Genomic DNA, 26,849 nt, shown 5'->3' with positions numbered 1-26,849 from the left:
GAAATCGCCTGCTGGATGCCGGTGCAGTTTGTCCTTTGCCAGTCTGCCGCTATTTCAGGGCGAAAGCGCGGCACGCCCGGGCCACCCGAGCGGTGTCCCGCTCCGCCGCTATTGCCGGTTTGATGCCGCTGTCGCCGGGTTGATCATGTCGTCACCGCCCCTGGGGCGTAGGAGTTTCGTAAATGCGTAAGATCCGCAAGGCCGTGTTTCCCGTGGCGGGGCTCGGTACCCGCTTTCTGCCAGCGACGAAGTCGATCCCCAAGGAGATGCTGACGGTCGTCGACCGTCCGGTGATCCAGTACGTCGTCGACGAGGCTCGCCAGGCCGGGATCGAGCACCTGATTTTCGTCACCGGGCGCAACAAGGGCGTCATCGAGGACTATTTCGACATCCAGGTCGAACTCGTCGGCACCCTGACCGAGCGCGGCAAGCAGGCCGAGCTCGATCTGCTCGACGCGCTGCAGCCGCGGCCGGGAACCTCGAGCTTCACCCGCCAGCAGGCGCCGCTCGGTCTCGGCCATGCCGTCTGGTGCGCACGGGAACTGGTCGGGGCCGAGCCCTTCGCTTTGCTCCTGCCGGACATGATCATGCAGGCCGAGCGCGGGTGCCTCGCCAGGATGGTCGAGCTCTACGAGCAGACCGGCGGCAATGTCATCTCGGTCGAGCAGTGCGAGCCGGCCGAGACCAACAAATACGGCATCGTCGGCCGCGGCGAGGATATCGGCACCGGCTTTCGCGTCGATGGCATGGTGGAGAAGCCGGCACCGGCCGAGGCGCCGTCGAACTTCTACATCTCCGGCCGATACATCCTGCAGCCGGAAATCTTCGACATTCTGGCAACGCAGGAAAAGGGCGCCGGCAACGAGATCCAGCTCACCGACGGCATGCTCAAGCTGGCGCAGCAGCAGGAGTTCTTTGGCTATCACTTCACGGGCCGGACCTTCGACTGCGGCTCCAAGGAGGGCTTCATCGAGGCCAATGTCGCCTTCGCCCTGTGGCGCCAGGACATCCGCGACAAGGTCATGGGCAATCTGCAGAATCTGCTCGACACCGTCGAGCCGGCCGGCCGGCGCAAAGCGGCGGAGTAGTCGCAGACGGCGCTGCCCCGGGTCGTTCCGGGTCAGCGCTGCAGGCGCAGGCCGATGCGAACCGAATCGGCGGTGAAGTCGTCGCCGTCCTGGCGACTGTCCAACTGCTCGTGACGCACGAGGCCGGTGAAGGCAAGCGTGCGGTTCAGCCAGTAGGTGAAGCCGGCCTCTGCGGCGTAGCTGGTCTCCACCTCGGTCTCGATCTCACTGTCGCGGTAGGCGGCCGACAGCGTCGAGGTGAGGTCGGTGCGGTGCGTCAGCCGGTGCCGTAAGGCGATGGCACTCTCGTAGAGGGTCGAGGTGCCCGATCCGTCGGTGTCGGGATCGAAGCTGGTCGAGGCGGTGAGGACGACGTCCGTGCCACGCTGCGGCGACCAGGCCAGCCGTCCGTCGAAGGTGGGCGAGCCGCTGTTCGGCAGGCCATCGTCTGCCGGCAGGTTCCAGGCATAGCCGGTGGCAATTTCGCCCAGGAATTTTTCACCGAGATCGAAGGTGAGGCCCGCCCGGAGCGAGGGGATCGTCGAATTGCGGTCCATGCCGTCGGGCGTCGTGTCCTCGTCGAAGATGCGGTAGCCGAGCCCGCCTTCGACGAAGGGTTGCATCGCCGGCGAGATTTCGTAGCCGGCCCGCAAGGCCGTGGTCAGCGTCGTATAGCTTTCGTCGAGGTCGCTGCTCCCGTCGGCCCGCACCGCCTGCGTCTTGGTCTGCCGGATGGCCGAGGCGTCGAGGCTGGCCGTGGTGCGGCCGAACTGGCGTTCGAGATTGGCGCCGGCGGAATAGGTGAGGATATCAGGCCGCTCGCTGACCGAATCGCCCGCATCGAGGTCGATCGGGTCTTCCTGGCGATAGGCGATGGCGCCGCGCAGGGTCGCGGTGGTCAGCCGGTCGATGTCGAGCCTGTAGCGCCCGTCGAGCGAGAGATTGGGCTCCGATTCCAGTTCCCCGGAAAAATTGCGGCGATAGGAGGCCAGGGCATTCAGCTCGGCCTCGTCCTCGGACCAGTCGGACAGAAGCCGTGCCGAAGCGATCGTTTCGCTGAACATCCCGCTCTCCCCGCCGGCGCTGCGGGAGAGATTGCTCGAGGCGCCGATCCCCTGTTCCAGCGTCGAATAGAGCACGAAACTGCCGGCCCTTATGCCGACCGGGGCGAAGGGATCGTCCTCGGCGATGGGAATGGTGCCGCGCAGCGGGGTGATCGCGAGATTCTGCCGGCCGAGAATGCTGTCCCCCCGCGAGGAGCGCGCGGCCGTCGATGCCTGCGCGAGGTCCGCGCCGGGCAGACCGCGGTTGCGGGCGGCCAGGAGAGGATCGAGGGGCCGGCCATTGCGATCGGTCTCGGCATCTTCGCGTCTGGCCGACGCGGACCCGGCGCGGGCGTTCTCCGCGGCATTGGCTTGAGCGCGCGGGGCGGCGCTGTTCAGCACCGGATTGCTCTCCTCAGCTGGATCGAACAGGCTGAACTTCGGCCGTGGCGGTGCCGCGGGGGCGAGCGGATCCCCGTCCGCCGGGACATCGGGGTCGTCGGGGCGGTCGGCGAGGTCCTCCGAACCGCGGCTGAAGGGCTCGTAGTCCGGCGCCGCGGCGCCGCCCGGTGCCGCCTCCGCGTCCAGCTCGCGCAGGCTGCCATCCGAGAGCGTCTCGCTGCCGCCGGCGGGCCGAAGGTCCGAGCCCCGCAGCGTCGGCGGCGTGAGCGCGCTCTGCGCCAGCGCGATCTCGCAGGGCAGCGTGCCGCTGACCGCCAGCGCGACCAGTCCCAGCCGGCTCGTCCGCCGCAATGCTTCGCTATATCGGTCGATCACGGCCCCACCGGCTGTTTGCAGGCTGCAGACATGTTGCCGATTGGTAAACGAGCATGGTTAACCCAACCTTACGCAAGCCTGCCGAAGCCGCGCAAAGCCATTGCCGATGGTCAGCCCTGATGCGTGCCGGCCGGCTCTGCCGGCTCGACGGTGAGGATGGCGCCGTTGGCGGCGACGATCCTGACACGGGCATGCCGGGGCAGGTCCGGCCCCTCAACGATCCACCAGCTGTCGTCGACCGCGACCTTGCCGCGGTTGCCGACGATCGCGTCCGACAGAGTGGCGGTCTTGCCGACCAGCCGGTCGGCCCTGCTGGAAGAGGCGAGGGGCGCGGAGGAGGCGGTCTTGGCGCCGTACCAGCGGCGGCCGATCAGCACCGCGACGATCGAGAGGATGACGAAGGCGACGACCTGCTGCTGCCAGCCGAGGCTGTCGCCGAGGATCAGGACATTGGTGCCGACGATCAGCGCGGCGAGCCCCGGAAAAAGCAGGTAGACGCCGGGAAGGACGATCTCGAGGACGAGCAGGACGAGACCCGCGATCCACCAGGAATAGGGTGCGAGGTCGGCAAGGAAGGCGCTCATTCGTCCTGGCTCCCTCCCGGCCGGGGCGGCACGACGAAACCGCCGCCGGCCGGGGCGGCGGTGCTGGGAACGCGCGCCCGCGACGCGGCGGTCGGCGCGGCCGTGTCGGGGAAGGAGGCGCGCGCCAGTTCCGCGATGCCGCCGATCGAGCCGATCAGCGAGGCGGCCTCCAGCGGCATCAGGATGACGCGCTGGTTGTTGGCCGAAGCGAGCTTGCCGAGAGCCTCGGTGTATTTCTGCGCCACGAAGTAGTTCAGCGCCTGGACATTGCCGGCGGCGATCGCCTCGGAAACGACGCGGGTCGCCGTCGCCTCGGCCTCGGCCAGGCGCTCGCGCGCCTCGGCCTCGCGGAAGGCGGCCTCGCGCAGGCCTTCGGCCTGCAGGATCTGCGCCTGCTTGTCGCCCTCGGCGCGCAGGATCTTGGCGTTGCGCTGGCCCTCCGCCTCCAGCACCTCGGCGCGCTTCTCGCGCTCGGCCTTCATCTGCCGGGCCATGGAATCGACGAGGTCGCGCGGCGGGTTGATGTCCTTGATCTCGATCCTTGTGATCTTGATGCCCCAGGAATTGGCCGCCTGGTCGGCGACGCGCAGGATTTTCTCCGAGATCGCGTCGCGGTTCGACAGGAGATCGTCGAGGTCCATCGAGCCCATGACCGAGCGCAGATTGGTCATCACCAGGTTGAGGATGGCGTTTTCCAGCCCGCTCACCTCGTAGGCGGCGGCGGGGGCGTCGAGCACCTGGTAGAAGGCGACGCCGTCCGCGGCGACCGAGGCGTTGTCGCGGGTGATCACCTCCTGCGTCGGGATGTCGAGCACCTGCTCCATCATGTTGAGCTTGCGGCCGATCCGTTCGACGAAGGGAATGATGATGTTGAGGCCGGGCGTCAGCGTCCGCGTGTAGCGACCAAAGCTTTCCACGGTCCAGGCATAGCCCTGCGGCACCGTCTTCACCATGGCGAAGAGGGTGATGAGGCCGAAGACCAGGAGGGCGATGACGAGAATGCCGAGGCCGGTCATGACGAAGATCCCGATGCCGAACAGGCCATGTGTCTCTCCCGTGCCGTGAATTTCCGTCTTCTTAGGTGCACGCGCGATGCCGCGGGCGCAAGATGCGCGGCCCGATTGCCGGGCCGGTCAGGCGACGGGCGCGGCCCTCGGCCGGGCGACCCAGACGCCGAACAGGATCAGGGCCCCGCCGGCCAGTTGCAGCGGCACCAGCGCTTCGCCGGCGAAGAGCCAGCCGAACAGCCCCGCGGCGACGGCTTCGACGAAGATGACGAGGGAGGAGAAGGAGGCCGAGAGCACGCCGAGGGCCACGGTCAAAAGCCCCTGTCCGCCGGCATGGCTGACGAGCCCGAGCGCCAGGAGATTATAGGCGCCGGAAGCGGTCGGCGGCAGAAAGCCTTCTGCCGCGATGGCGGCGGCGGCGAACAGGATGACGGTGGTGATGAGGGTCGACAGGAACGTTGTCGCCCCGGCGCCGAGATCCTTTCGCGCGCTGCGCACGGTCAGGAAGTAGAGCCCGAAAAAGAACGAGGTGAGGACGCCATAGAGATCGCCGAGCCATTGCCCGGATCCGTCGCCCGCCGAATGCAGGATCAGCAGGCCGGCACCCGGCACGCAGATGCCAAGGCCGATCATCGTGCGCCGCGTCACCGCCTCGCCGATGGTGAAACGCGACAGCAGCGCCACCCACAGCGGGGCGAGGCAGGCGAGGAAGGTGGCGCTGGCGATCGTCGTGTGGGCGATGGCGAGGTGCCAGAAGATCAGGTCGCCGGAAAAGAACAGGCCGGAGAGGAGAATCGCCGGCCGCCGCAGGCCCGCCCACAGCGGCTCGGTGGCCGAGCCCCGGGTGGCAAGGGCCCAGGCGAGGAGAAGCGGCAGCGCCAAGGCGACGCGCCAGAAAGCGCTGGCAAAGGAGCCGACCTCGGACTGGCGCACGAAGACCGGGGAGATCGCCATCGCCATGGCGCCGAGCACGAGCAGCGCGAGGGCCGCGGCGACGGAGAGGCCGACAACCGCGGTGGGCGGAGCAGGGGAGCGGAGGGACATGGCAGGCTCACGGGGGCTTTGGGGACGGGCGCGGCGACGTACGGCCCGATAGGCGGAGGGGCGGCCCCGATGTCAAGCCGAAGCGGTGCGCCGGGCCGGCCAGGCGCAGGTCTTAGCGCGATTGCTTGAAACGCGGCGGGATTGGCCTGATATGACGGGACCAGGATCCAATGAGGAGACGGCTGCCATGGCTGACGACAACGAGGCCCGAATCGCGCTCGAGGCCGCCGCCTTCCGGCGGCTGCGCGATCATCTGCGCGCGCGCACCGACGTGCAGAACATCGATCTGATGAACCTCGCCGGCTTCTGCCGCAACTGCCTGTCCAACTGGTACAGCGAGGCCGCGGCCGCGGCCGGCACGCCGATCGGCAAGGACGAAGCCCGCGAGATCGTCTACGGCATGCCCTATGACGAGTGGCGCGCGCTCTACCAGCGCGAAGCGAGTGCCGCCGATGCAGCCGCCTTTGCGGCGCGCGCCCACAAGGAATAGTGCCGGCAGGCGTGCCGCGGCAGTGGATGGCGGGCGCCGACGCATTCAAACGGCGGCCGCTTTCTGCTAGGTGGCGCGTTCGAGCCGTCGACTCGGTGTCCTCCGGACGCCGTGGCGCGGCCCCCGATCAGGGGCAGCCGACGGCTGCCGAGCAATTCCAGCAGTCGAAACAGGCGGTCGCGGGCGTCCTCCTGCCGCGACAAGGCTTAGAAGGAAGACCCGATGAGCGAGACCCAAGCGGCCGCCGAGACCAACGTCGCCGCCGACGAGCTGCGCGCCTTCATCGAGCGGATCGAGCGCCTCGAAGAGGAAAAGAAGACGATCAGCGACGACGTCAAGGATGTCTACGGCGAGGCCAAGTCCCGCGGCTACGACGTGAAGGTGCTCCGCAAGATCGTCTCGATCCGCAAGCAGGACCAGAACGAGCGGCAGGAGATGGACGCCATCCTCGAGCTCTACATGCAGGCCCTCGGCATGGTCTGAACGGACCGGCCCCGGCCGTCGGCCGAGGGTCCTGTCGGGCGTCGGGCGCGCCTCGGCCGGCGGCCGGGCGTAGGCGGCAACTGCTCACCCTCGCCCGCAAAGCGAGCCTCGGCGGTAGCGCCGGACGGGAACGGAATTCGGTACTCTCTCTCCCGGTGCTCCGGGAGACGCCTGGCGCCGCTGTCTCGTCTGAATGAAATCACCGGTGTGAAAAGCCCGCGGACCCTTCCGCGGGCTTTTTTCGTCAAACTCAAAACTCAGATCCGTGCGCTGTGGCCGGGCAGGGTCGTGCGCACCGGCAGCGGCCGTTGCCGCCCGTGCCGACGAAGCCTCAAGCGCTGCCGGCACGCGGTCCGGCTGGCGGCGGGCGAAAGGCCTTACCCGCGTCACCTGCCGGTCGTGGCAGCACCGCCCTCGGCAGCAACAGGGACGTCGGCCGGGGGACCCGGCCGGGCATGATCTCAGGCGGCGGCGCGGCCGGCGGCCCTGCGGCGCTTGTGTCCCAGGCCCATCTGCTTGGCGAGGCGCGAGCGCGCTGCGGCATAGTTTGGTGCCACCATCGGATAGTCGCTCGCCAGATCCCACTTCTCCCGGTACTCCTCGGGCGACAGGGAATAGTGCGTCATCAGGTGCCGCTTCAGCGATTTGAACTTCTTGCCGTCTTCGAGGCAGATGATGTAGTCGTCGGTGACCGATTTCTTCACGGGCACTGCGGGCTTCGGCTTTTCCACCTCGGCCTCGACGACCTTCGTCTTGGTGCTGCCGAGCGCGCCGTACACATCGGCGATCAGGCCGGGCAGGTCGGTCACCGGCAGGGAATTGTTGCTGACATAGGCTGCGACGACTTCCGCCGTCAGTTCCATCAGGATCTCGGTATTCTCGATGGTCTCGATCTCATCCATAGCTTCACCCAATCGTGTGGTCGATTTGTTGCGGGGAGACAGGCCCCGGTTGCTGGCCGCTTGACGGTGGTTGCGAGAACTCCGTCAAATCGCAGAACTCACTCGTCGCAGGCACGCTAGCGTTAGTCTTGTATTGATACTGCGTTACTTAATGTCAAGGCGCAATCAGGCAGTGACAAGATCGTCGCAGGCGACTTCCACCGATACAGATTGAAACAGATCGACGAAGTGACAGCGTGCAAAGGAATTTTTCTCATCGAGGGAGCAGCGTTGCCATGATCAGCCGGAATCTTCAGCCTTAAATTTTGTTCAGATTGTCACGGGCAACGGCGGCAATCCTTTGGCAGGCAGCCGGAAGTAGTAGGTAGCGAACAAATCCAGGCGTGATTCGCAGCCGCGACCGCATGGCCTGTTGTCCGCGCCGGAGTTGGGGTTGGTGGGCCGCATCCTCAGTCGGACCCACGGGATGGCGCGCGGGAAATAAGCGCTGCCGCGCCTTCGCCGCGGCGCGAAGAGACCTGCACAAAGGGCAATGAAAAAGGCAGTAGATTGAAGATTTTTGAGGCGGTCGCCGGCTAACGGGCCGGCGCGCCTTGTGCCGGCGACCGGGGCCGGCGGCGGGCCATGAAGACCGGGCATAACTCGCGGCCTGCCTCAGGCGCCTCGCGGCAGACCTGTTTCACCGGTGCCAGCGCGCCCCGTCCGATCGGCCGGGGCGATGGATCTCAGCGAAACTTCGCCACCGGCAGGAAGTTCACGGCGGAGCCGGCGAAGTGGTTGCGGACCTCGGCCAGCGGCTTGGCGGTGAAGCCCGCGGTGAAGACGGAGGTCGGAACGTCGCGGACCAGCACGTCGGCATTGGGCTTCTGCGCCACGGCGGCTGCAGCGCGCTCGGCCGGGTCCGAGACGAGGGACGCCAGTTCGATGCGCGACTGGATCGCTGCCTGCACCACGGTCGGGGCCGGCTGCGGCTGCTTCTGGCCAGCGGCAGCGGTGCGGGAGAGGCGGCCGGTCTTACCGGCGGGCGCATCCAGCTTGGCGATGGCCGCGACGCTGCGCGACGGCTTCGGGGCCTCGAAGGCGGCGAGCAGCAGCGGCGCTGCAGGCTTGGACGTGCTCTTCGCCGCCGGGGCCGGAACCGCCGCCGCCGTCACGGCAGTCGGCTGGGTGGCGGGCGCATCGACGATCCGCTTGACGGCCTCGACATTGGCGACCCTCACCGCCTCGCTGGGGAGCGGAGCGGCTGCCGGGACCGCGGCGACCGCCGTCCCGTTCTCGCGCAGAACGCTGTCGAATGCCGGCCGCTGGCGGGGCATGGGGACGGCATAGGCGAGCTGCGACGGCGCGCCGGCGACGGAGTCGCGCGCCATCGGCACGTCTTCCAGCTGGGCGACCAGCGAAGAGATTTCGTCGGGTGCGGCGTTCGCTGTCGGCGCGAGAACGGCCGAGCGGCCGGGCGCTGCATGCGGCAGCGGAATGCGCGACAGGTCGAGGCTGGCGACTTCGGTAGCTGGGGCCTCGGTCGGCGCGGCGTCGCCGATCTGGGCGGGCGGGGTCGGGACGCTGGTGTCGAACGTGTCGCGGATCGGCAGCGGAACGCCGGCGGCCAGGAGATTGGGGCGGGTGCTCGGGACCATGGCGGCAACCGCCACCTCGGCAGCCGGGACGGGCTTGATCGTCCGGGCGGGCACTGCTGCCGCCGGGCGCTGTGCCGGCGCTGCAGCGGCGCGGGCGGCCGGCGCGGTCTCCGCATCGGCGACATCGTCTTCCTCGTCGGCACCGCCGCCGAAGAGCGCGGCAAACAGCGTCTTGCCGCCGCCGCTGCTGCGGCTAGAAGCGCTGGCATTGGCGACCTGGATGGCGCTCGATCCCTTGCGGGCCTTATAGGAAGCCAGCGCCTGCTCGTAGCCCGGCAACGGCTTGCCGTCGGACGGAACGTGCACGGTATTGCCCTTGGGGAAGACGGCGACGAGTTCCTTGCGGCTCATGCGCGGCCAGTGGCGGGCATTGCCGACGTCGAAGTGGACGAAGGGAGAGCCGGAGCGCGGATAGTAGCCGACGCCGCCGACCTGCATCTTCAGGCCGATCTCGCGCATTTTCTTCAGCGGCACGTCGGGAATGAAAAAGTCGAGGGCGCGGCCGGCCGTGTGCTGGCTTTCCTTGGCGACGCCCGAGGAGCGCGACCGCAGCATGTTGTTGGTCGCCGGCGAGCGATAGCCGCAGATGACGTTGATGTAGTCGCGCGAGCCGGACTGGCGGTAGGCTTCCCAGATCAGGTCGAGGAGGCGCGTGTCCATCGTCGTGGGCTTGGCCTTGCGCCAGTCGCGAAGGAACCAGTTGATCTTCTTCAGGCCGTCGGCGCTGTAGCGGCCGTTCGTCTTGTAGACGATCGACGCCTTTTCCTTCGTGTGCAGATTGTAGAATTTCAACGTCCGGGTCTCAGCCCGGGTCGACACCGAACCGGCGCCCAGGACGAGCGCGCACAGGGCGGCGGTCGAGGCTACGCGAAACACCGCGCGGCCGACAACGTCGGTCATTCCCCACATCCGAAACTCGTCCCCTCGTAAGTCCACATCGATCGGGTATCCCCCGGGGCGACGCCCGTCCCGCAGGATAATCAGCGGTCTTTTCCTCCGCCGAGACTGCGGCGCTAAGATGACGCTTAACCCATCTGACACGAAATTCAAAAGAAAAGGGTTAACCAGATATGACGTCGGGCAAAGTATCGTCGGCCTGGCATAAGGTTCGGATCTCTCCTGTCCTGCGTCGGGCGAACCTGCCTCGACACTGCCATATTCTGCCGGGCTCGCCTACCGATATGCTTATCGCGGGCGCTGCGAGCTGTTCCGGGCGGGGAACTGTACCGCCGGTCACGCGACAAGTCGCCGGCGCGCGCGGACAGATTCGGACCGGTCGCGGGTCCCTAAGCGGCGGCGCCGGGCAGGGTCGCGGCGCGAGGGAGCGCGAAAGCAGGGATGGTCGGTCCGGAGACGATCGACCGGGGCATGGCCGGCCTGTCCTCTGCACGGGCAGGGCGGCGCGTTGATCGGCCGGGTCGACAGGGGCCGGCCGGACACCTAGATGCAGCATCGGACGGGCGCCAGCCTGTCCCGTGATGTCGCCCTCCGCCGATCCCCACAGGACATGTCCGATGACCGAGATCTTCGCCAGACCCCTTCATGCCGCCCCGACGATGGGGGCCTCGACCGCCTCGACCGGCGCGGGCGTCCTGCCAGAATGGAACCTCGACGACCTCTATGCCGGCATGGATGCGCCGGAGATCGCGGCGGACCTGGCGCGCGGCGCGACCATGGCGACGGCCTTCCAGGCGCGCTGGCGGGGGATCCTCGCCGAGGAGGCCGACCGCCCCGGCGGCGGCGGTATCGCCATGGCGCTGCACGAACTCGAAGCGCTGGAGGAGATCCTCGGCCGGCTGATCTCCTATGCCGGCCTCGTCTATTCCGGCGACACGTCCGATCCGGCAAGGGCCAAGTTCTACGGTGACATCCAGTCCGAGATCACCGACATCTCCTCCAAACTCTTGTTCTTTCCGCTGGAGATGAACCGGGTGCCGGACGCGGCCCTCGATGCGGCGATGGCCGCCCATCCGGCGCTGGCGCACTACCGCCCGTGGATCGTCGACCTGCGCAAGGACAAGCCCTACCAGCTGGAGGACCGGGTCGAGGAGCTCTTCCACGACAAGTCGGTGACCGGCCATGGCGCCTGGAACCGGCTGTTCGACGAGACGATGACGGCGCTGCGCTTCGATGTCGATGGCGACGATCTGGCGCTGGAGGAGACGCTGAACCTCCTGCAGGACGAGAACCGCGAGCGCCGCAAGGCGGCTGCGATGGCCCTGGCGAAGGTGTTCGGCGAGAATCTGAGGATCTTCACGCTGATCACCAACACGCTGGCCAAGGACAAGGAGATTTCCGACCGTTGGCGCGGCTTCAAGGATGTCGCCGAGAGCCGGCATCTGGCCAACCGGGTGGAGCCGGCCGTGGTGGATGCGCTGGAAAGCGCCGTCGTCGCCAGCTACCCCGCCATCTCGCACCGCTACTACGCGCTGAAGGCGCGCTGGCTCGGCCTCGACCGGCTCGAATTCTGGGACCGCAACGCCCCGCTGCCGGACGGCGCGCGCCGCGACATCGCCTGGAGCGACGCGCGCGAAACGGTGCTGTCGGCCTATGCCGGTTTCTCGCCTGACATGGCCGCCATCGCTGCGAAATTCTTCGATCGGAACTGGATCGATGCCGCGACCCGGCCCGGCAAGTCGCCCGGTGCCTTTGCCCATCCGACCGTGCCGTCGGCGCACCCGTACGTGCTCCTCAACTACATGGGCAAGCCGCGCGACGTGATGACGTTGGCCCACGAACTCGGCCATGGTGTGCACCAGGTCCTGGCCGGCCCCCAGGGCGCGCTGATGGCGCCGACGCCGCTGACCCTCGCCGAGACCGCCTCGGTCTTCGGCGAGATGCTGACCTTCCGCTCGCTGCTCGACGCCGCGCGCACGCCGCTGGAGCGCAAGACGCTTCTCGCCTCGAAGGTCGAGGACATGATCAACACCGTCGTTCGCCAGATCGCCTTCTACCGTTTCGAGCGCGAACTGCACCAGGAGCGGCGCCGGGGCGAGCTGACGTCAGAGCGGATCGGCGAGATCTGGGTCTCCGTGCAGAAGGAGAGTCTCGGGCCCTCGATCAATCTCGATGCCGGCTACGAGACCTACTGGACCTATGTCCCGCACTTCATCCACTCGCCGTTCTACGTCTATGCCTACGCCTTCGGCGATTGCCTGGTGAACTCGCTCTACGCGGTCTACCAGAACTCCGAGGAAGGCTTTCAGGAGAAGTACTTCGCCATGCTGAGGGCCGGCGGCACGAAGCATCACTCCGAGCTGCTCGCGCCTTTCGGTCTCGACGCCTCCGATCCCTCCTTCTGGTCGAAGGGCCTGGCGGTCATTTCCGGCTTCATCGACGAGCTGGAGGGCATGGACGCGGAGGGCAGGACGATCGGGGCCGCCTGATAAATCTCACTGACTTTCTCGCAAGTTCGCGCCTTGCGATAGTGGAACGGCGGCTGCTCGCGATGTCGGCAGCCTGTCGAAAATTTCCGCAGAGCAAAGCCGGCGATAGCAAAAGTGACCGCCGGGCTTATATGGTTGCCAGATGCAGCGAGTCTTTCATTTGATGGCGATATGCTCTAGCCGCTGGCAACCAGATACGGTGCGACCTTGACGGCCGCGCCGCTTTTCGAAGGGAATGGCCGCCATGGCGACCGATAAACATCCGATCCACGGTAGCATCACCGGTCCGATCGTCATGATCGGCTTCGGGTCGATCGGCCGCGGAACCCTGCCGCTGATCGAGCGGCATTTTCACCACGATCCGTCGCGCTTCACCGTCATCGATCCGCGCGACGACGATCGCAAGCTGCTCGACGACCGCGGCATCGCCTTCCTGCACCAAAAGCTGACGCGCAAGAACTACGAGGAGATCCTGACGCCGCTTCTGACCGCGGGAGAGGGCCAGGGATTCTGCGTCAACCTGTCGATCGACACCGGATCGCTCGACCTGATGCGGCTCTGCCGAGAGCTCGGCGTGCTCTACATCGACACGGTCATCGAGCCCTGGCTCGGCTTCTATTTCGACGACACCATCTCCAATGCCGAGCGGACCAATTACGCGCTGCGCGAGACGTTGAAGAAGGAGCAGCGCAAGCATCCCGGCGGCACCACCGCCGTCTCCTGCTGCGGCGCCAATCCCGGCATGGTGTCCTGGTTCGTCAAGCAGGCGCTCGTGGATCTGGCCACCGAGATCGGCACCGAGTTCGAGGAGCCGGCCTATGGCGACCGCGAGGGCTGGGCGAAGCTGATGAAGAAGGTCGGCGTCAAGGGCATCCACATCGCCGAGCGCGACACCCAGCGCGCCAAGCGGCCGAAGCCGATCAACATGTTCTGGAATACCTGGTCGGTCGAGGGCCTGATCTCGGAAGGCATGCAGCCGGCCGAGCTCGGCTGGGGCACGCACGAAAAGTGGATGCCGAAGAACGCCAAGACCCACAAGAAGGGACCTGGCGCCGGCATCTTCCTCGAGCAGCCCGGCGGCAACACGCGCGTGCGCAGCTGGTGCCCGACGCCCGGGCCGCAATACGGCTTCCTCGTCACCCACAACGAGGCGATCTCGATCTCGGACTATTTCACCGTCCGCGACAAGCACGACGACGTCACCTATCGCCCGACATGCCACTATGCATACCACCCCTGCAACGACGCGGTGCTGTCGCTGCACGAACTGTTCGGCGCGGCCGGGCGGATCCAGCCGGAGCAGCACATCCTCTCCGAGGCCGAGCTGGTCGACGGCATCGACGAACTGGGCGTCCTCCTCTTCGGCCACGCCAAGAACGCCTATTGGTATGGCTCGCAGCTGTCCCTGGCGGAGGCGCGCAAGCTCGCGCCTTACCAGAACGCCACCGGAATGCAGGTCACCTCGGCGGTTCTGGCCGGCATGGTCTGGGCGCTGGAAAACCCGGAGGCTGGCATCGTCGAGGCCGACGAGATGGACTATCGCCGCTGCCTCGAAATCCAGCGGCCCTATCTCGGCCCGGTCAAGGGCTACTATACCGACTGGACGCCGCTGACGGACCGTCCCGGACTGTTTCCCGAGCATCTCGATGAAAGCGATCCCTGGCAGTTCAAGAACATTCTGGTGCGATGATTTCCAGAATAAAAATGTTCGTAACCAGCAACTTGCGAGCGGCCGTGACTGGTCAAGCCCGGCCAATGCCTTATTATAGTTGGCACGGCTGGATTTTGGCCCGGAGGGACCATGGATGATGGACATCCATGACGAGGCAGATGCCAAGCGCGAAATGGTGAGGGACGTCATGGATGCCGTGATGTCCGGCACGGTGGGCTCTATTGCGCGCCTTCTGGCGCCGAGCGCGGTATTCTCCAACCGCAGCAATGCCGGAATCATCGACGCTCCTTGGTTCAGCCGCATGGAGGGCGAGTTCAAGCTGACCGGCGAGGAAGAGGCCAAGGCCTTCCTCGGCGAGATGCTGAAGCGCGCCAACTATATTTCCTACGAAGAGCGCGGCGTCGTCGTCGAGGACGAGCAGGCGGCCTGCCTCTGCAACTGGACCCGGCGGGACGAGCGCAACGGATCGCTGGTGACCGGGACGACCATGTACTGGTTCGTCTTCAACAGCGACCTGAAGATCCGATCGATCGAGACGATCGGCTCGATCCATTCCGTGATTCCGGCGACGCACCAGGAGCCCGCCGCCTGACCGCGCCGCCGGGCGAGTCGTCTCGGCCGGGTGGACGGCGACGACGGCCGGCGATCGTTTAGCGCATGACCACGCAAGCCATGCTCCGGCTTTCCAGGTCATGCAGAACCAGACAACGGGAGCGGGGATGGCGACCTGAAAAAGCCGCCCCGCTTCGGCAGATCCCTTTCATTGTCCCGTGCGGAGTTTCCCGATGCGTCGCCTTTCCTCCCTTGCCTTGCTCTCCGCTATCCTCGTGCTCGGCGCCTGCCAGTCGCAGGCAAACCGCAGCGCCAGCCTCGCTCCCGCGCCGGCCCAGCCGCAAGGCGTCGAAGGCAGCTGGGCCTCGGTCGGCGGACCGGTGGCCTACAATGCCAATTTCTCCGGCGGCAATTTCACCTCGACCGAGGCGGGGACCGGGGCTCTCCTGGCCTCGGGCAGCTACCAGTCGATCGGACCGGGGCAGGTGACCATCGACTATACGTCGAAACTGCGGGGCACGCGGGTGGCGGCGAACTGCAATCAGGTGGAGCCTAATCGGCTCGCCTGTGCCTCGTCGAATGGCAGCCGCTTCGAGTTCACGCGTCGGGTCTGACGCCGAGCAGACCGAACGGCTCGCCGGTCCGCTCGAGCGGGCCGCGAACGTTTGACGCGTCCGCAACGTGCGAGGTTCGGTCGCGTACCGTTTGCGACCGGGCACCGTTAGGGTGGCGCCGATTCTCTACCGCCGACGCGGCCGCCTCGGCACGGCACGACCAGGATATCACGCGAATGAACGCTCTCACGCCCGCCTCGGGACGCTCCATCGGCCCGCTTCCCCTGGGCCACCCCGTGGTCCTGCCGAAGAAGGTCGGGGTGCTCCTCGTCAATCTCGGCACGCCGGACGGGACGACCTATGCGCCGATGCGGCGCTACCTGAAGGAGTTCCTCTCCGACAAGCGGGTCATAGAGTGGCCGCGCCTGCTCTGGTATCCGATCCTCTATGGCATCGTCCTCAACACGAGGCCGACCAAGTCGGGCAAGGCCTATGCCTCGATCTGGAACGAGGAGCGCAACGAGTCGCCCCTGCGCACTTTCACGCGCGCGCAGGGCGAGAAACTGGCCGTGCGCATGGCCGGCAACACCACCGTCGTCGTCGACTGGGCGATGCGCTACGGCCAGCCCTCGATCGCCGAGCGCACCGATGCGCTGATGGCCGAGGGCTGCGAGCGCATTCTCGTCTTCCCGCTGTATCCGCAGTATTCGGCCTCGACGACCGCCACGGTGAACGACAAGTTCTTCGAGCACATGATGACCAAGCGCTGGATGCCGGCGGTGCGCACGGTCCCGGCCTATCACGACGATCCCGTCTACATCGACGCCCTCGCCCGCTCGATCGAAAAGCACCTGGCCAGCCTCGACTTCGAGCCCGAGCGCGTGATCACCACCTATCACGGCATCCCGCAGAGCTATTTCCGCAAGGGCGACCCCTATCACTGCCACTGCCAGAAGACCTCGCGCCTGCTCGAAGAGCGGCTGGGCTGGGCCAAGGGCCGGCTGATGACGACCTTCCAGTCGCGCTTCGGCCCGGAGGAGTGGCTGCAGCCCTACACCGACAAGACGGTCGAGGCGCTGGCCAAGGAAGGCATCAAGCGCATCGCCATCCTCAATCCCGGCTTCGTTTCCGACTGCCTGGAGACGCTGGAGGAGATCGCGGTGGAGGCGGGCGAGATTTTTCTGCACAACGGCGGCGAGAAGTTCAGCCACATTCCCTGTCTCAACGACAGCGAGGAGGGCATGGACGTGATCGAGGCCATGGTCCGGCGCGAGCTGCTCGGCTGGGTCGGATAACCGGCCTTATCCGCCAAGTTGATGATGCCTGGGGTCACATCGTTGACAGGGCCGGGTGTCATGCTGAGAATCCGCCGATGGGAAACCCTTCGCCCGCTCAGCTTTTCGCCATGCAAGGATCGTTCATGTTCAGCCGACTTCTGAAACTCGTGCGCCCATCGACGCGGCTCGCGGCGCCGGCCCTGGCGGCCCTGGCGCTGCTGTCGCCGCTGGCGGCCAGCGAGGCCAAAGCCGATTTCCGCGTCTGCAACGGCACGCAGGAACTGGTGGGCGTGGCGATCGGCTACCGCGCCGAGGCGGGCTGGACGACCGAAGGCTGGTGGCGGATCCCGGCGGCCTCCTGCAAGGTGATCATCGAGGGCACCCTGTCCTCGCGCTATTATTACCTCTACGCCGAGGATGCCGAGGGCAAGGGTCGCTGGGCCGGCACGGTGAACCTGTGCATCGCCGAAAACGAGTTCAAGATCACCGACGTGAAGGATTGTTTCGCGCGCGGCTATCAAAAGATGGGCTTCCGAGAGTATGACACGGGCGAGCAGGGGAGCTGGATGGTCCAGCTGACCGAAGCGCCACGCGGGGGCACAGCAACGCCATGAGACGCAATCGCCGGGTAAAGATTCTCGCGACCCTTGGGCCCGCCTCTTCCGAAGAGGCGATGATCCGCAAGCTGCACGAGGCAGGCGCCGACGTCTTCCGCATCAATATGAGCCACACCGACCACGACACCATGCGCGAGCTGGTGCGCCGCATCCGCTCTGTCGAGCTGGCGGTCGGCCGTCCCATCGGCATCCTCGCCGATCTGCAGGGGCCGAAACTGCGCGTCGGCAAGTTCAAGGACGGCGCCGTGACACTGGCGCTCGGCCAGGACTTCACGCTCGACGACAATCCGGAAGAAGGCGACGAGACGCGCGTCTTCCTGCCGCATCCCGAGATCCTCGAAGCCGTCCAGGCCGGCCACCGCCTTCTCATCGACGACGGACGCCTGCAACTCCTGGTGCTCGAGACCGACAGCAAGCACATCCGTTGCCAGGTCGTCGCCGGCGACAAGATCTCCAACCGCAAGGGCGTCAGCCTGCCCGACACGCTGCTGTCGAGCGGCGCGCTGACCGAGAAGGATCGCAAGGATCTGGACGCGGTGCTGGCGGTCGGCGATGTCGACTGGGTCGCGCTGTCCTTCATCCAGCGCCCCGAGGATCTTGCCGAGGCCCGCAAGATCTCGCGCGGCCGCGTCGCCCTGATGTCGAAGATCGAAAAGCCGCAGGCCGTGGAGCGGCTCGACGAAATCATCGAACTGTCCGATGCGATCATGGTCGCCCGCGGCGATCTCGGCGTCGAGTTGCCGCTGGAAATGGTGCCCTCGATCCAGAAGCGCATCACCCGTGCCGCCCGCAAGGCCGGCAAGCCGGTGGTCGTCGCCACCCAGATGCTGGAATCGATGATCACCGCGCCGGTGCCGACGCGCGCCGAAGTCTCGGACGTCTCGGTCGCCGTCTACGAGGGCGCCGACGCCATCATGCTCTCGGCCGAATCGGCGGCGGGCAACTATCCGGTCGAGGCCGTGGCGACGATGAACCGCATCGCCGAGCAGATCGAGCAGGATCCGCTCTATTCCGGCATCATCCTGGCGCAGCGCTCCGAGCCGGAGGCGACCGGTGCCGATGCGGTGTCGCTGGCGGCCCGCCAGATGGCGGAGACGCTGAACGTCGCGGTCATCGTCACCTATACCGCGACCGGCACGACGGGCCTCAGAACCGCCCGCGAACGGCCGATGACGCCGATCCTGGCGCTCTCGCCTGTTTTGTCGACCGCGCGCCGCCTGTCGCTGTGCTGGGGGCTGCACTGCGTCGTCACCGAGGACGCCTACGACCTCGACGCGATGATCGACACCGCCTGCCGCATCGCCGTCGAAGAGGGCTATGCCCGCGCCGGCGAGCGGGTGATCATCACCGCCGGCGTGCCCCTGCGCATTCCCGGCTCGACCAACATGCTGCGCATCGCCCATATCGGCTCGGACGGCCTGTCGGCCGTCTGACCGACGATCCTGCGCCGGACGGGAAACCGTCCGGCAAGGTCGCCTGGAGAACCACCGAGCCCCGCCGCTTTGGCCGCAGGGCCGGTCACCAGCGGGGCCGGTCATCGGCGGGGCCGGTCACCAGCGGGGGAAGCGCAGGCCTGTGACTCCTCCGACGCTCTCTCCCGCAGCGCGCCGGGCGCCGGCGTTGCCCGCCGGCCGCCGCCGCGCCGGTAAGGGCAGCACACCTGCCACTCCCAGTTATCGGTTTCTGCAAAGGGTAGCTTTCGCCCGCATAAAGCGGGGACGGCCTGCGCTCAGATGCGCTGACCAGTCATCTCCTCCGACAGGCGGCCGACGGCATCCTGCGCGGCCTTGAGGGTCGGCGAGATCTCGAGCACGCGGAGATAGGCTTCCATCGCCTGCGTCTTGCGGTCGGTAGCCTCCAGGATGGCGCCAAGGCCCATCAGCGCGCCGAAATGTCGGGGCTCGAGCTGCAGAGTCCGCTCGATGTCGGCGAGCGACTTGCCATAGTCGTCGGCGACGTAGTTCAGCGTGGCGCGCCGGTTCCAGGCTTCGGCGAAATCGGGCTTCAGGAGAATTGCCTGGTCGAGAAAGTCGAAGGCGGCCGCATTGCGCTGGCCTGAAATCGCCTGACTGGCCCAGAGGAGCATGAGGTCGACGGTGGCGCTGCCGCTCTCGGCCCATTCGGCCTGGATCTTGTCCACCGTCTGCTCCGCGGCCTCGGTGGAGGGCGCACGCTTCAGTTCCGCAAACAGCGCGTCGAGACGGTCGGCCTTGCTGGTCGTATCGCGATCCGTCAGGGGCCGGGCCGATTCGGACGGCGCTGCCGCAGCGGACGACGCACCCGGGGCAGGCGGCGCGACAGGAGCGGCGGGCGCGGCCTCAGCGGGCGGAACGGCCGAGGCGGGCGGGGAGGCCTGCGGCGGCAGCTCCGGCGACGGTGCTGCCGAGGGCGGCTCGCCGGTGATCATCGGATCGAGATCGTCGTCGGCGGCGGCCACGAAGGTCAGGAAGAGAAGCGGAACACAAAGAAAAGCGCGCATGCGGAAGAAGCTAGCCTCCCGCAGCGCGCCGTCAAAGGCAAATTTTCGAGATCGCGTAGGGCTCCGTGTCGCCAGGGCGCCCGGAAGGCTTAGCCCTGGCGGGCCTTGTAGCGCGGCGCGACCTTGTTGATGATGTAGACGCGACCCTTGCGACGAACCAGGCGGTTGGCGCGGTGGCGACCCTTCAGGGACTTCAGCGAGTTCTTGATCTTCATCGTCTTACCGTCGGTCGGTGTGCGGGAAGCGACCGGGTTTCCCCGTCAGGCCGCTCAATGAAAAGCGCGCTGCTGCCAGCGCGCCGTTGTTGCTGCGGGGAGTAGCCGCGTGTCACCGAATTGTCAACGACGACCGGGCCCCGCAGGGGGCGGCTCAGCCCTCTTTCACGCGATTTCCGTCGTCCCGCGGGTGAATTCGGGTGAGATGGCCCATCTTGCGCCCCGGCCGCGCTTCGCCCTTGCCGTAGAGATGCAGGAGGACATTCGGCTCGGCTGCGAGCGCGAGGGCGGCGTTCACCTCGCTGCCCACGAGATTCTCCATCACGGCATCGAAGTGCCGCTCGGTCGTGCCGAGAGGCAGGCCGGCGATGGCGCGGATATGCTGCTCGAACTGCGAGATCAGGCAGGCGCCTTCCGTCCAGTGGCCGGAATTGTGGACGCGCGGCGCGATCTCGTTGACGACCAACGCCTCGCCGGTGACGAAGAACTCGACGCCGATCACGCCGACATAGCCGAGCCGTTCCAGGATCGTCGCGGCGATGGCCTTGGCAGCCTCAGCCGTCTCGGGCGTGATGCGGCCGGGCACGGTCGAGCTCTTGAGGATACCCATCGAATGCACGTTCTCCGCCGGGTCGTAGGCGGTGATGGTGCCGTCCTGGCCGCGGGCGGCGATGACGGAGAGTTCGAAGTCGAAGGGCACCTTGCGCTCCAGGATCGCCGGAACGCCGCCGAGGCTCTCATAGAGCTCGCCATGCGGGCTCTTCCGGCGGATCGAGGCCTGGCCCTTGCCGTCATAGCCGAACCGGCGCGTCTTCAGGATGCAGTCGGTGTCGAACTCTTGCATCGCATGGTCGAGTTCCTGGGTGTCGTCGATGGCGCGCCATTCCGCCGTCGGCACGCCGATGCCATTGAGAAAGGCCTTCTCGACGACGCGGTCCTGCGCGATCTCGAGCGCGTTGACGGGCGGAAACACCGGCACGGTGCCGGCGAGGGCGCGCATCGGCCCGACCGGCACGTTCTCGAATTCGTAGGTCACGACGGCCGAGCCGGCCGCGAGCTGCTTGAGCGCGTCGACGTCGTCATAGGCGCCGACGATCACCGCGTTCGCCGCCTGGGCGGCGCAGCACGCCGCATCGGGATCGAGGATGATGGTGCGAAAGCCGAGGCGCGCGGCGGCGAAGGCGAGCATGCGCCCGAGTTGACCGCCGCCGACGATGCCGATGGTGGCGCCCAGCGTCAATTTTTCGTGCATCGTCAAAGCTCCGGTTCGTCGGCCACCGCGGCGGACTGGGCCGCCCGCCAATCGTCCAGCCGACCGGCCAAAGCCGCGTCGCCGAGCGCGAGCACGCTGGCGGCCAGGAGCGCCGCGTTGATCGCGCCGGAGCGGCCGATGGCGAGCGTGCCGACGGGAATGCCGGCGGGCATCTGGACGATGGAGAGGAGACTGTCCTTCCCCGACAGGGCCTTGGACTCGATCGGCACGCCGAACACCGGCAGGGGCGTCAGCGCGGCGGTCATGCCGGGCAGGTGCGCCGCGCCGCCGGCGCCGGCGATGATGATCTTGAAGCCGTCGTCCCGCGCGTTCCGGGCGAAGTCGAACATCCGCTCCGGCGTGCGGTGGGCCGAGACGATGCGGGTGACAAACGTGATGCCGAGCGCCTCCAGCGTGTCGGCGGCATGCTTCATCGTCGGCCAGTCGGACTGGCTGCCCATGATCACGGCGACGTCGTGCCTTGGCGCCGTCACGCGCTGATGTCCGGGATGATCTGGTCCTCGACGTCCTGCAGGCGGTCCTTCACGGCGAGCTTCTTCTTCTTCATCCGCTGGATCTGCAGCCGGTCGCAGCCGAGGAGCTCCATGGCGTTGATGGCCGCGTCGAAATCGGCGTGCTCCTGCCGCAAACGCGACGCCTGCAGCCGCAATGCCGCCTGTTCCTGATCCCCCATAGCCCGTCCTCTCGGTACTTCTGACCCGTTCCGCGCCGGTCCAGACAATCCACGCATTTCGCTCGACGTTCGATTAACAGCCCGCAGGCTTTTGCGAAACAGGAAGCTTGCGCCGGTTCGACACTGCGAATGTTTTGTGACAGAATCGGTGCTTCGGGACGCGTGTCCGCGAGGAGGACGGCCCGAGAACCGAGCGAATCGAAAGGAGCGACTATGTCATTGGACGTGCATATTGCGACGTTGGAAAACCGACATTCTGCCCTCGAAAGCGAAATCGCCGCGGCGAAGACCAAGCCCGCGATGGATGACGCACAGATTCGCGAACTGAAGCGGCGAAAGTTGCAACTGAAAGACGAGTTGGAGCGCTTGCGAAACAGCTGACCCCCAGCGTTTTCGCAGCCCGGACGCGGCATCGGCCGCGCCCGGGGTTGATATCCCGCACCCCGCACCCCCACCCCGCACCCCGCACCCCGCATTCGACTCCGCCGACAGCCTGTTTCCGGCGCGGCACCGGTCCCGACGATGAATTTCCGGGACGAGCCGATAACGCCGACCCGCCCGATGCCGGGCACCGTTCTCTCCCCCTCCGCCCCCTTCATTCTTCCAGCCGCTATGGCGGCATCGGCGACGCGCGGACCCCGGACGCCTTCGCGCCTTTTCCCTTTCGACCGATCGTCGCCCCTGCACACGCCATCGTGATGGTCGTCGAGGCGGCTATGCCGACAGGGACAGGAGCGCGTCGTAGACCAGCTTCAGCCCGACGGGGATCAGCAGCGCATAGGTGATGAGGTAGAAGCGCTCGCGGTTCGTCCGTCGGACCAGCCAGACGCCGGCCATCGTCGCCAGCGGCGCCAGCGGCAGCAGGATCGCCGAGGTCGTGAGATTGGCGGCGGAGAACTGGCCGAGTAGGAAATAGGGCACGAGCTTCACGGCATTCGTCACGGCAAAGAAGATCACCGTGGTGCCGGCATAGACGGCCGGTTCCAGCCGCAGCGGCATGACATAGACCTGGAAGGGCGGGCCGCCGGCATGGGTGGTGAAGCTGGTGAAGCCGGAGACCACGCCCCAGAAGATGCCTCTGAGGCGCCCGGGGGCCCTGGCCTCGGCCTGGTGGCGGGCGAAGACGAACCAGTGCAGGCCGAAAGCGAGGCACAACAGGCCGATCAGGAGCTTGATGCCGTCGATCGGCACCAGTGCCGCGGTGAAATAGCCGAGGGCGACGCCGAGGATCGAGGCCGGCAGGATCAGCCGCAGCACCGCTTTGTCGAAGGTCCCGCGCCAGGCGAGGAGCCCGACGACGTCCATGACGATGAGGATCGGCAGCATGATCCCGGCCGCCGCCACCGGCGAGATGGCCAGCGCCATCAGCGGCACGCCGATCATCGAGATCGAGCCGCCGAAGCCGCCCTTGGCCAGCCCCACCAGGATGACCGCCGGCACGGCCAGGAGATAGAAGCTGGGATCGGAGATCATGGGCAGGACCGGGGAGGGCGGGAGGGCGGCATCACGAGCCGTCGCAAGGCGATAGCCTCTCCGGCGGGGGACGGCAACGCCGGCTCGCGGCGGACGTGGACGACGGCCGGGCCTCGCCCTGCGCCGTTGCGGCATCGCCGGCTTTGCACCGGCAGGGGCTTCCGGCCTATGATGCCGGTCGGTGCGGCGGCCGGGCATAGGTCCGGGCGGGCCTCGCCTCGAAAACTCCTATCCGACCGGTCATGTTCATGCGCGCTGATTTCATCCGTCCCCGTCTCGTCCTCGTGACCACGCCGCTGCCCGACGGGGAGGCCGGCGCGGAGGCCCTGCGCGCGGCGCTCGGCGCCGGCGACGTCGCCTCCGTCATCCTCGAGGCGGCGGGACGCAGCCCCGATGCCTTCCAGGCCTTCGCGGAATATCTGGTGCCGATGATCCAGGACTACGGCGCCGCCGCCATCATCGCCGACGACACCCGCTGCGCCGGCCGTGTCCGGGCCGACGGGCTGCATGTCTCGGGCGGCGACATCGAGACGCTGACCGAGACCATGGGACGCTTCTCGCCCAAATTGATCGTCGGCGCCTCCGGCTTCACCCTGCGCCACGAGGCGCTGGAAGCCGGCGAGCGCATGCCGGACTATCTCTTCTTCGGCCGCTTCGGTGGCGACACCGAGGACACGGCCGATGCCGCCGATCTCGAAATGGCGGAATGGTGGGCCGAGATCGTCGAGATCCCCTGCATCGTGATGGGCGGCCGCGCCATCGAATCGACGCGGCAGGCCGCCGAGACCGGGGCCGAGTTCGTCGCCCTCTCGGCGGCGGTGCTGGCCGATCCCGAGACGGCGGCAGCCATGGTCGTGCGGGCCAATGCGATCATCGACGCCGTCGCCGAAAGCGTCGCGGCATGACATCGGCGCGCCTTGCCCTTGGCCTCGTACTGCTCTTGGCGGGCGCCGCCCTGCCGCGCGGCGGCGTCGCGGTGGCGCAGGACGCGGCTGAGGCTCCCGCGAGCCCGGCACAGGCCGCCGCGCCTGCGGCCGAGGCGGCGGTGCCGCCGCCGGCCGGCGGGACCGATCTCGCTTATGGCGCCTACCAGCGCGGTCTCTACCTCACGGCGAAGAATCTCGCCGAGCCCCTGGCCAATCTCGGCGACCCCGCGGCGCAGACGCTTCTCGGCGAAATTTACTCGCGCGGCCTCGGCGTGCGGCGCGACGAGAAGACGGCGGCGCGCTGGTACGAGGCCGCGGCCAAGGCCGGGAGCGCCGAGGGCCAGTTCCGCTTCGCGCTGCTTCTGCTTGACGGCAAGAGCGTGCCGCAGGACCTCGCCAAGGCGCAGGACCTGATGAAGGCGGCGGCGGATGCGGGCATTCCGCTCGCGCAGTACAATTACGGCCAGATGCTCATCCAGGCCTCGCCGACCTCCGGCTTCGTCGCCGCCCGGCCCTATTTCGAGAAGGCCGCCCAGGGCGGCGTCGCCGATGCGCAGTACGCCATGTCGCAGATCTACGCCTATGGCCGCGGCATTGCCGCGCCGGATCTCGTCACCGCGCGGCGCTGGCTCGTGGCCGCCGCGGTGAACGGCCAGGACACCGCCCAGATCGAGCTCGGCATCTGGCTGATCAACGGCAAGGGCGGGCCCGCCGATCCCGCCGAGGGGGCCAGATGGCTGCGCCGCGCCGCCGCGGGCGGCAATCCGATCGCGATGAACCGCGTCGCCCATCTCTACAAGGACGGCATCGGCGTGGCGGCGGACCAGGCGGAGGCGGCGAAATGGTCGGTGCTGGCCAAGCGCGCCAACAACACCGACGCCGCGCTCGACGCTTTCTTCCGCGGTCTCGACGAGGCGATGCAGCGCAATGCGCTGGACGCCGCCAACCGGTTCCGGGCGAGCTGACGGCCGGCGGGGGGCGGCGGCCGGACTTGAACGCCCCCCGTTTTTATGGTCTTCAGCCGGCAAGGCCCCACGGGCCGCCATCATTCGAGTGAAACGATGAAGATCAACGGCAACGAAATCCGTCCCGGCGACGTGGTCGAGCATGCCGGCGGCCTCTGGGCCGCCGTCAGGACCGCGCATGTGAAGCCCGGCAAGGGCGGCGCCTTCAACCAGGTCGAGCTGAAGAACCTCATCGACGGCACCAAGCTGAACGAGCGTTTCCGCGCCGCCGAGACGGTCGAGCGCATCCGCCTGGAGATGAAGGACTTCACCTTCCTCTATGCCGAGGGCGACTCCCTCGTCTTCATGGACACCGAGAGCTACGAGCAGCTCGAGCTGCAGAAGGATTTCGTCGGCGACCGCGCTGCCTTCCTGCAGGACGGCATGAAGGTCACGGTGAAGATGCACGAGGAGCGTGCCATCGGCATCGCGCTGCCCGACCAGGTGACGCTCCTGATCACCGAGGCCGACCCGGTGGTCAAAGGCCAGTCGGCCAGCTCTTCCTACAAGCCGGCGGTGATGGAAAACGGCATCCGCGTGATGGTCCCGCCGTTCATCGATGCCGGCGAGAAGATCGTCGTCGACACCAACGAGATCACCTACGTCCGCCGCGCCGACTGAGGCGCGCGGGGCGTCGCGGCTTGCGGCGCCATGTCCTTGAAGGTGACGCTTAGAGGCGGCCCGCCACGCGGTGCCGCCTTTCTGGATTTGCCCGGGCAGGCCGCGACGCGGTGCCGCCCCTGAAGATTTGAAGGTACCAGCATGGCCCGTTCGCCGCTTCTCAACGTGATGACGCAGACTGCGATGAAGGCGGGCCGCTCGCTGACGCGCGATTTCGGCGAGGTTCAGAACCTCCAGGTCTCGATGAAGGGCCCGGCGGACTTCGTCTCCAATGCCGACCGCAAGGCCGAGGAGATCGTCTTCCAGGAACTGTCGCGCGTGCGACCGGACTGGGGCTTCCTCATGGAGGAGCGCGGCGCGATCGAGGGCAAGGACAGCCAGCACCGCTGGATCGTCGATCCGCTCGACGGCACCACCAATTTCCTGCACGGCATTCCGATGTTCGCGGTCTCGATCGCGCTCGAGCGCGACGGCGAGATCGTTGCCGGCGTCGTCTTCAACCCGGCCAGCGACGAGCTCTATTCGGCCGAGAAGGGCGGCGGCGCCTTCCTCAATGATCGCCGCATCCGCGTCGCGGCCCGCCAGAAGCTGCCCGAAGCGCTGATCGGCGCCGGCGCGCCCTTCCTCGGCAAGGGCGACCACGCCCGCTTCCTCTACGAGATGCGCCACATGATGGCCGAGACCGCCGGCATCCGCCGAATGGGCGCCGCCTCGCTCGACCTCGCTTACGTCGCCGCCGGGCGCTTCGACGGCTTCTGGGAGCGCGGCCTGTCGCCCTGGGACGTCGCCGCCGGCGCGATCCTCATCCGCGAGGCCGGCGGCTTCGTCACCGGCATCGACGGGGCGAAGTTCGACCATGTCTCGGGCGAGGTCGCCTGCGGCAACGAGTACATGCACAAGGCGCTGATCGCCCAGCTGAAGATCGCCGACACCGCCTACAGCGCCCGTATCCCGAAGCCCGCGCCGACCGACGCGGCCTGACACCCCGGCCGCGCCGGGGCGGCGCACCGGTCGGCAGCGCAAGATTTGCGCGCGGGGCGCTTCCGCACGCGGGCGCCTGGCGATAGCCTTGCGGCAGCGTTCCTGGTGAGCA

Annotated in this window: 27 protein-coding genes; 15 read left to right on the top strand and 12 right to left on the bottom strand. The window is 67.4% G+C overall.

Features of this window, described 5'->3' with window-relative positions:
- Positions 1–182 precede the first annotated feature (182 nt).
- The gene (gene galU / locus IEX88_RS18370; protein ID WP_188853465.1) at positions 183–1,088 is read left to right on the top strand and encodes a UTP--glucose-1-phosphate uridylyltransferase GalU; all 906 of its coding nucleotides are present in this window, start codon (positions 183–185) and stop codon (positions 1,086–1,088) included.
- A 32-nt stretch (positions 1,089–1,120) separates the two neighbouring features.
- On the opposite strand, the gene IEX88_RS18365 is transcribed toward galU, so the two are convergent.
- The 4 genes from IEX88_RS18365 to IEX88_RS18350 all read right to left on the bottom strand — a co-directional run bounded on the left by IEX88_RS18365 (position 1,121) and on the right by IEX88_RS18350 (position 5,522).
- Complete coding sequence (locus tag IEX88_RS18365; protein WP_188853463.1) at positions 1,121–2,887, bottom strand: outer membrane beta-barrel protein; 1,767 nt, start codon at positions 2,885–2,887, stop codon at positions 1,121–1,123.
- Between the two features lie 110 nt (positions 2,888–2,997).
- Positions 2,998–3,471, bottom strand: coding sequence for an NfeD family protein (locus IEX88_RS18360; RefSeq protein ID WP_188853461.1), 474 nt, complete (start codon positions 3,469–3,471; stop codon positions 2,998–3,000).
- Positions 3,468–4,487: an SPFH domain-containing protein gene (locus IEX88_RS18355; RefSeq protein WP_188853460.1), complete on the bottom strand. Its 1,020-nt coding sequence runs from the start codon at positions 4,485–4,487 to the stop codon at positions 3,468–3,470. The genes IEX88_RS18360 and IEX88_RS18355 overlap by 4 nt, the downstream gene beginning before the upstream one ends.
- Before the next feature lie 117 nt (positions 4,488–4,604).
- Positions 4,605–5,522: a DMT family transporter gene (locus IEX88_RS18350; protein ID WP_188853458.1), complete on the bottom strand. Its 918-nt coding sequence runs from the start codon at positions 5,520–5,522 to the stop codon at positions 4,605–4,607.
- Positions 5,523–5,709: 187 nt separating this feature from the next.
- Between IEX88_RS18350 and IEX88_RS18345 the strand changes: the two genes are divergently transcribed.
- Entirely contained in the window at positions 5,710–6,012 is a 303-nt protein-coding gene (locus IEX88_RS18345; RefSeq protein ID WP_188853455.1) for a DUF1244 domain-containing protein, read from the top strand.
- A gap of 222 nt (positions 6,013–6,234) precedes the next feature.
- Positions 6,235–6,495 (top strand): DUF2312 domain-containing protein, encoded by a 261-nt coding sequence (locus IEX88_RS18340; RefSeq protein ID WP_188853453.1) that lies wholly within the window; start codon positions 6,235–6,237, stop codon positions 6,493–6,495.
- Between the two features lie 461 nt (positions 6,496–6,956).
- Here IEX88_RS18340 and IEX88_RS18335 read toward each other — a convergent pair whose 3' ends face one another.
- A complete protein-coding gene (locus IEX88_RS18335) occupies positions 6,957–7,397 on the bottom strand; it encodes a Ros/MucR family transcriptional regulator (protein ID WP_188853451.1) in 441 nt (146 codons plus the stop codon).
- A 725-nt stretch (positions 7,398–8,122) separates the two neighbouring features.
- Positions 8,123–9,934 carry a peptidoglycan L,D-endopeptidase MepK gene (locus IEX88_RS18330; RefSeq protein ID WP_188853450.1) on the bottom strand — a complete coding sequence of 604 codons (1,812 nt, stop codon included), beginning with the start codon at positions 9,932–9,934 and terminating at the stop codon, positions 8,123–8,125.
- 614 nt (positions 9,935–10,548) lie between these two features.
- Here IEX88_RS18330 and IEX88_RS18325 point away from each other — a divergent pair.
- From IEX88_RS18325 to pyk, 7 genes are all read left to right on the top strand, one after another.
- The gene (locus tag IEX88_RS18325) at positions 10,549–12,420 is read left to right on the top strand and encodes a M3 family oligoendopeptidase (protein WP_188853448.1); all 1,872 of its coding nucleotides are present in this window, start codon (positions 10,549–10,551) and stop codon (positions 12,418–12,420) included.
- A 244-nt stretch (positions 12,421–12,664) separates the two neighbouring features.
- Entirely contained in the window at positions 12,665–14,110 is a 1,446-nt protein-coding gene (locus IEX88_RS18320) for a homospermidine synthase (protein ID WP_188853446.1), read from the top strand.
- 115 nt (positions 14,111–14,225) lie between these two features.
- The gene (locus IEX88_RS18315) at positions 14,226–14,684 is read left to right on the top strand and encodes a nuclear transport factor 2 family protein (RefSeq protein ID WP_188853444.1); all 459 of its coding nucleotides are present in this window, start codon (positions 14,226–14,228) and stop codon (positions 14,682–14,684) included.
- A 193-nt stretch (positions 14,685–14,877) separates the two neighbouring features.
- On the top strand, positions 14,878–15,258 hold the full coding sequence (locus IEX88_RS18310; protein ID WP_188853442.1) for an Omp10 family outer membrane lipoprotein: 381 nt from the start codon (positions 14,878–14,880) through the stop codon (positions 15,256–15,258).
- A 176-nt stretch (positions 15,259–15,434) separates the two neighbouring features.
- The gene (gene hemH / locus IEX88_RS18305; protein ID WP_188853440.1) at positions 15,435–16,493 is read left to right on the top strand and encodes a ferrochelatase; all 1,059 of its coding nucleotides are present in this window, start codon (positions 15,435–15,437) and stop codon (positions 16,491–16,493) included.
- A gap of 125 nt (positions 16,494–16,618) precedes the next feature.
- Positions 16,619–17,089: a DUF1036 domain-containing protein gene (locus tag IEX88_RS18300; protein WP_188853438.1), complete on the top strand. Its 471-nt coding sequence runs from the start codon at positions 16,619–16,621 to the stop codon at positions 17,087–17,089.
- Positions 17,086–18,525, top strand: coding sequence for a pyruvate kinase (gene pyk, locus IEX88_RS18295; RefSeq protein ID WP_188853436.1), 1,440 nt, complete (start codon positions 17,086–17,088; stop codon positions 18,523–18,525). The genes IEX88_RS18300 and pyk overlap by 4 nt, the downstream gene beginning before the upstream one ends.
- Positions 18,526–18,821: 296 nt before the next feature.
- Here the strand turns inward: pyk and IEX88_RS18290 are convergent, their stop codons facing one another.
- The 5 genes from IEX88_RS18290 to IEX88_RS18270 form a co-directional block, all read right to left on the bottom strand.
- Positions 18,822–19,571 carry a tetratricopeptide repeat protein gene (locus IEX88_RS18290; RefSeq protein WP_244640328.1) on the bottom strand — a complete coding sequence of 250 codons (750 nt, stop codon included), beginning with the start codon at positions 19,569–19,571 and terminating at the stop codon, positions 18,822–18,824.
- Between the two features lie 89 nt (positions 19,572–19,660).
- Positions 19,661–19,786: a type B 50S ribosomal protein L36 gene (gene ykgO, locus IEX88_RS18285; RefSeq protein ID WP_183198925.1), complete on the bottom strand. Its 126-nt coding sequence runs from the start codon at positions 19,784–19,786 to the stop codon at positions 19,661–19,663.
- Between the two features lie 154 nt (positions 19,787–19,940).
- Positions 19,941–21,038 carry a 5-(carboxyamino)imidazole ribonucleotide synthase gene (locus IEX88_RS18280; protein ID WP_188853435.1) on the bottom strand — a complete coding sequence of 366 codons (1,098 nt, stop codon included), beginning with the start codon at positions 21,036–21,038 and terminating at the stop codon, positions 19,941–19,943.
- Positions 21,039–21,040: 2 nt separating this feature from the next.
- Entirely contained in the window at positions 21,041–21,499 is a 459-nt protein-coding gene (gene purE / locus IEX88_RS18275) for a 5-(carboxyamino)imidazole ribonucleotide mutase (protein WP_188853620.1), read from the bottom strand.
- Between the two features lie 29 nt (positions 21,500–21,528).
- Positions 21,529–21,732: a YdcH family protein gene (locus IEX88_RS18270; protein ID WP_188853434.1), complete on the bottom strand. Its 204-nt coding sequence runs from the start codon at positions 21,730–21,732 to the stop codon at positions 21,529–21,531.
- A 213-nt stretch (positions 21,733–21,945) separates the two neighbouring features.
- Here IEX88_RS18270 and IEX88_RS18265 point away from each other — a divergent pair, with 213 nt between their 5' ends.
- Positions 21,946–22,113: a YdcH family protein gene (locus tag IEX88_RS18265; RefSeq protein ID WP_188853433.1), complete on the top strand. Its 168-nt coding sequence runs from the start codon at positions 21,946–21,948 to the stop codon at positions 22,111–22,113.
- A gap of 333 nt (positions 22,114–22,446) precedes the next feature.
- Here the strand turns inward: IEX88_RS18265 and IEX88_RS18260 are convergent, their stop codons facing one another.
- Positions 22,447–23,205 (bottom strand): sulfite exporter TauE/SafE family protein, encoded by a 759-nt coding sequence (locus tag IEX88_RS18260; protein WP_188853431.1) that lies wholly within the window; start codon positions 23,203–23,205, stop codon positions 22,447–22,449.
- A 248-nt stretch (positions 23,206–23,453) separates the two neighbouring features.
- On the opposite strand from IEX88_RS18260, the gene IEX88_RS18255 reads away from it, so the two are divergent.
- The 4 genes from IEX88_RS18255 (at position 23,454) to IEX88_RS18240 (ending at position 26,737) form a co-directional block, all read left to right on the top strand.
- Positions 23,454–24,110, top strand: coding sequence for a thiamine phosphate synthase (locus IEX88_RS18255; RefSeq protein WP_188853429.1), 657 nt, complete (start codon positions 23,454–23,456; stop codon positions 24,108–24,110).
- A complete protein-coding gene (locus IEX88_RS18250) occupies positions 24,107–25,096 on the top strand; it encodes a tetratricopeptide repeat protein (RefSeq protein WP_188853427.1) in 990 nt (329 codons plus the stop codon). Before IEX88_RS18255 ends, IEX88_RS18250 begins: the two co-directional genes overlap by 4 nt.
- A 96-nt stretch (positions 25,097–25,192) precedes the next feature.
- Positions 25,193–25,756, top strand: coding sequence for an elongation factor P (gene efp / locus IEX88_RS18245; protein ID WP_188853425.1), 564 nt, complete (start codon positions 25,193–25,195; stop codon positions 25,754–25,756).
- Between the two features lie 141 nt (positions 25,757–25,897).
- Entirely contained in the window at positions 25,898–26,737 is an 840-nt protein-coding gene (locus IEX88_RS18240) for an inositol monophosphatase family protein (RefSeq protein ID WP_188853423.1), read from the top strand.
- Positions 26,738–26,849: the final 112 nt, after the last annotated feature.

This window comes from Aureimonas glaciei (assembly GCF_014643375.1).
GTDB lineage: Bacteria > Pseudomonadota > Alphaproteobacteria > Rhizobiales > Rhizobiaceae > Plantimonas > Plantimonas glaciei.
Note: the sequence above shows the minus strand (reverse complement) of the source record. Positions and strands in the feature narration are given on the sequence as shown.

What these genes read in the sequence shown, in the direction of transcription:
- IEX88_RS18355 (WP_188853460.1), bottom strand. Translation starts at nt 4,487, where the DNA reads ATGACCGGCCTCGGCATTCTCGTCATCGCCCTCCTGGTCTTCGGCCTC.
- pyk (WP_188853436.1), top strand. Translation starts at nt 17,086, where the DNA reads ATGAGACGCAATCGCCGGGTAAAGATTCTCGCGACCCTTGGGCCCGCC.
- IEX88_RS18270 (WP_188853434.1), bottom strand. Translation starts at nt 21,732, where the DNA reads ATGGGGGATCAGGAACAGGCGGCATTGCGGCTGCAGGCGTCGCGTTTG.
- IEX88_RS18300 (WP_188853438.1), top strand. Translation starts at nt 16,619, where the DNA reads ATGTTCAGCCGACTTCTGAAACTCGTGCGCCCATCGACGCGGCTCGCG.
- IEX88_RS18290 (WP_244640328.1), bottom strand. Translation starts at nt 19,571, where the DNA reads ATGCGCGCTTTTCTTTGTGTTCCGCTTCTCTTCCTGACCTTCGTGGCC.
- IEX88_RS18310 (WP_188853442.1), top strand. Translation starts at nt 14,878, where the DNA reads ATGCGTCGCCTTTCCTCCCTTGCCTTGCTCTCCGCTATCCTCGTGCTC.
- efp (WP_188853425.1), top strand. Translation starts at nt 25,193, where the DNA reads ATGAAGATCAACGGCAACGAAATCCGTCCCGGCGACGTGGTCGAGCAT.
- IEX88_RS18325 (WP_188853448.1), top strand. Translation starts at nt 10,549, where the DNA reads ATGACCGAGATCTTCGCCAGACCCCTTCATGCCGCCCCGACGATGGGG.
- IEX88_RS18240 (WP_188853423.1), top strand. Translation starts at nt 25,898, where the DNA reads ATGGCCCGTTCGCCGCTTCTCAACGTGATGACGCAGACTGCGATGAAG.
- IEX88_RS18280 (WP_188853435.1), bottom strand. Translation starts at nt 21,038, where the DNA reads ATGCACGAAAAATTGACGCTGGGCGCCACCATCGGCATCGTCGGCGGC.
- IEX88_RS18250 (WP_188853427.1), top strand. Translation starts at nt 24,107, where the DNA reads ATGACATCGGCGCGCCTTGCCCTTGGCCTCGTACTGCTCTTGGCGGGC.
- purE (WP_188853620.1), bottom strand. Translation starts at nt 21,499, where the DNA reads ATGGGCAGCCAGTCCGACTGGCCGACGATGAAGCATGCCGCCGACACG.
- IEX88_RS18360 (WP_188853461.1), bottom strand. Translation starts at nt 3,471, where the DNA reads ATGAGCGCCTTCCTTGCCGACCTCGCACCCTATTCCTGGTGGATCGCG.
- IEX88_RS18260 (WP_188853431.1), bottom strand. Translation starts at nt 23,205, where the DNA reads ATGATCTCCGATCCCAGCTTCTATCTCCTGGCCGTGCCGGCGGTCATC.
- hemH (WP_188853440.1), top strand. Translation starts at nt 15,435, where the DNA reads ATGAACGCTCTCACGCCCGCCTCGGGACGCTCCATCGGCCCGCTTCCC.
- IEX88_RS18345 (WP_188853455.1), top strand. Translation starts at nt 5,710, where the DNA reads ATGGCTGACGACAACGAGGCCCGAATCGCGCTCGAGGCCGCCGCCTTC.
- IEX88_RS18315 (WP_188853444.1), top strand. Translation starts at nt 14,226, where the DNA reads ATGATGGACATCCATGACGAGGCAGATGCCAAGCGCGAAATGGTGAGG.
- IEX88_RS18335 (WP_188853451.1), bottom strand. Translation starts at nt 7,397, where the DNA reads ATGGATGAGATCGAGACCATCGAGAATACCGAGATCCTGATGGAACTG.
- IEX88_RS18340 (WP_188853453.1), top strand. Translation starts at nt 6,235, where the DNA reads ATGAGCGAGACCCAAGCGGCCGCCGAGACCAACGTCGCCGCCGACGAG.
- galU (WP_188853465.1), top strand. Translation starts at nt 183, where the DNA reads ATGCGTAAGATCCGCAAGGCCGTGTTTCCCGTGGCGGGGCTCGGTACC.
- IEX88_RS18320 (WP_188853446.1), top strand. Translation starts at nt 12,665, where the DNA reads ATGGCGACCGATAAACATCCGATCCACGGTAGCATCACCGGTCCGATC.
- IEX88_RS18255 (WP_188853429.1), top strand. Translation starts at nt 23,454, where the DNA reads ATGCGCGCTGATTTCATCCGTCCCCGTCTCGTCCTCGTGACCACGCCG.
- ykgO (WP_183198925.1), bottom strand. Translation starts at nt 19,786, where the DNA reads ATGAAGATCAAGAACTCGCTGAAGTCCCTGAAGGGTCGCCACCGCGCC.
- IEX88_RS18350 (WP_188853458.1), bottom strand. Translation starts at nt 5,522, where the DNA reads ATGTCCCTCCGCTCCCCTGCTCCGCCCACCGCGGTTGTCGGCCTCTCC.
- IEX88_RS18330 (WP_188853450.1), bottom strand. Translation starts at nt 9,934, where the DNA reads ATGACCGACGTTGTCGGCCGCGCGGTGTTTCGCGTAGCCTCGACCGCC.
- IEX88_RS18265 (WP_188853433.1), top strand. Translation starts at nt 21,946, where the DNA reads ATGTCATTGGACGTGCATATTGCGACGTTGGAAAACCGACATTCTGCC.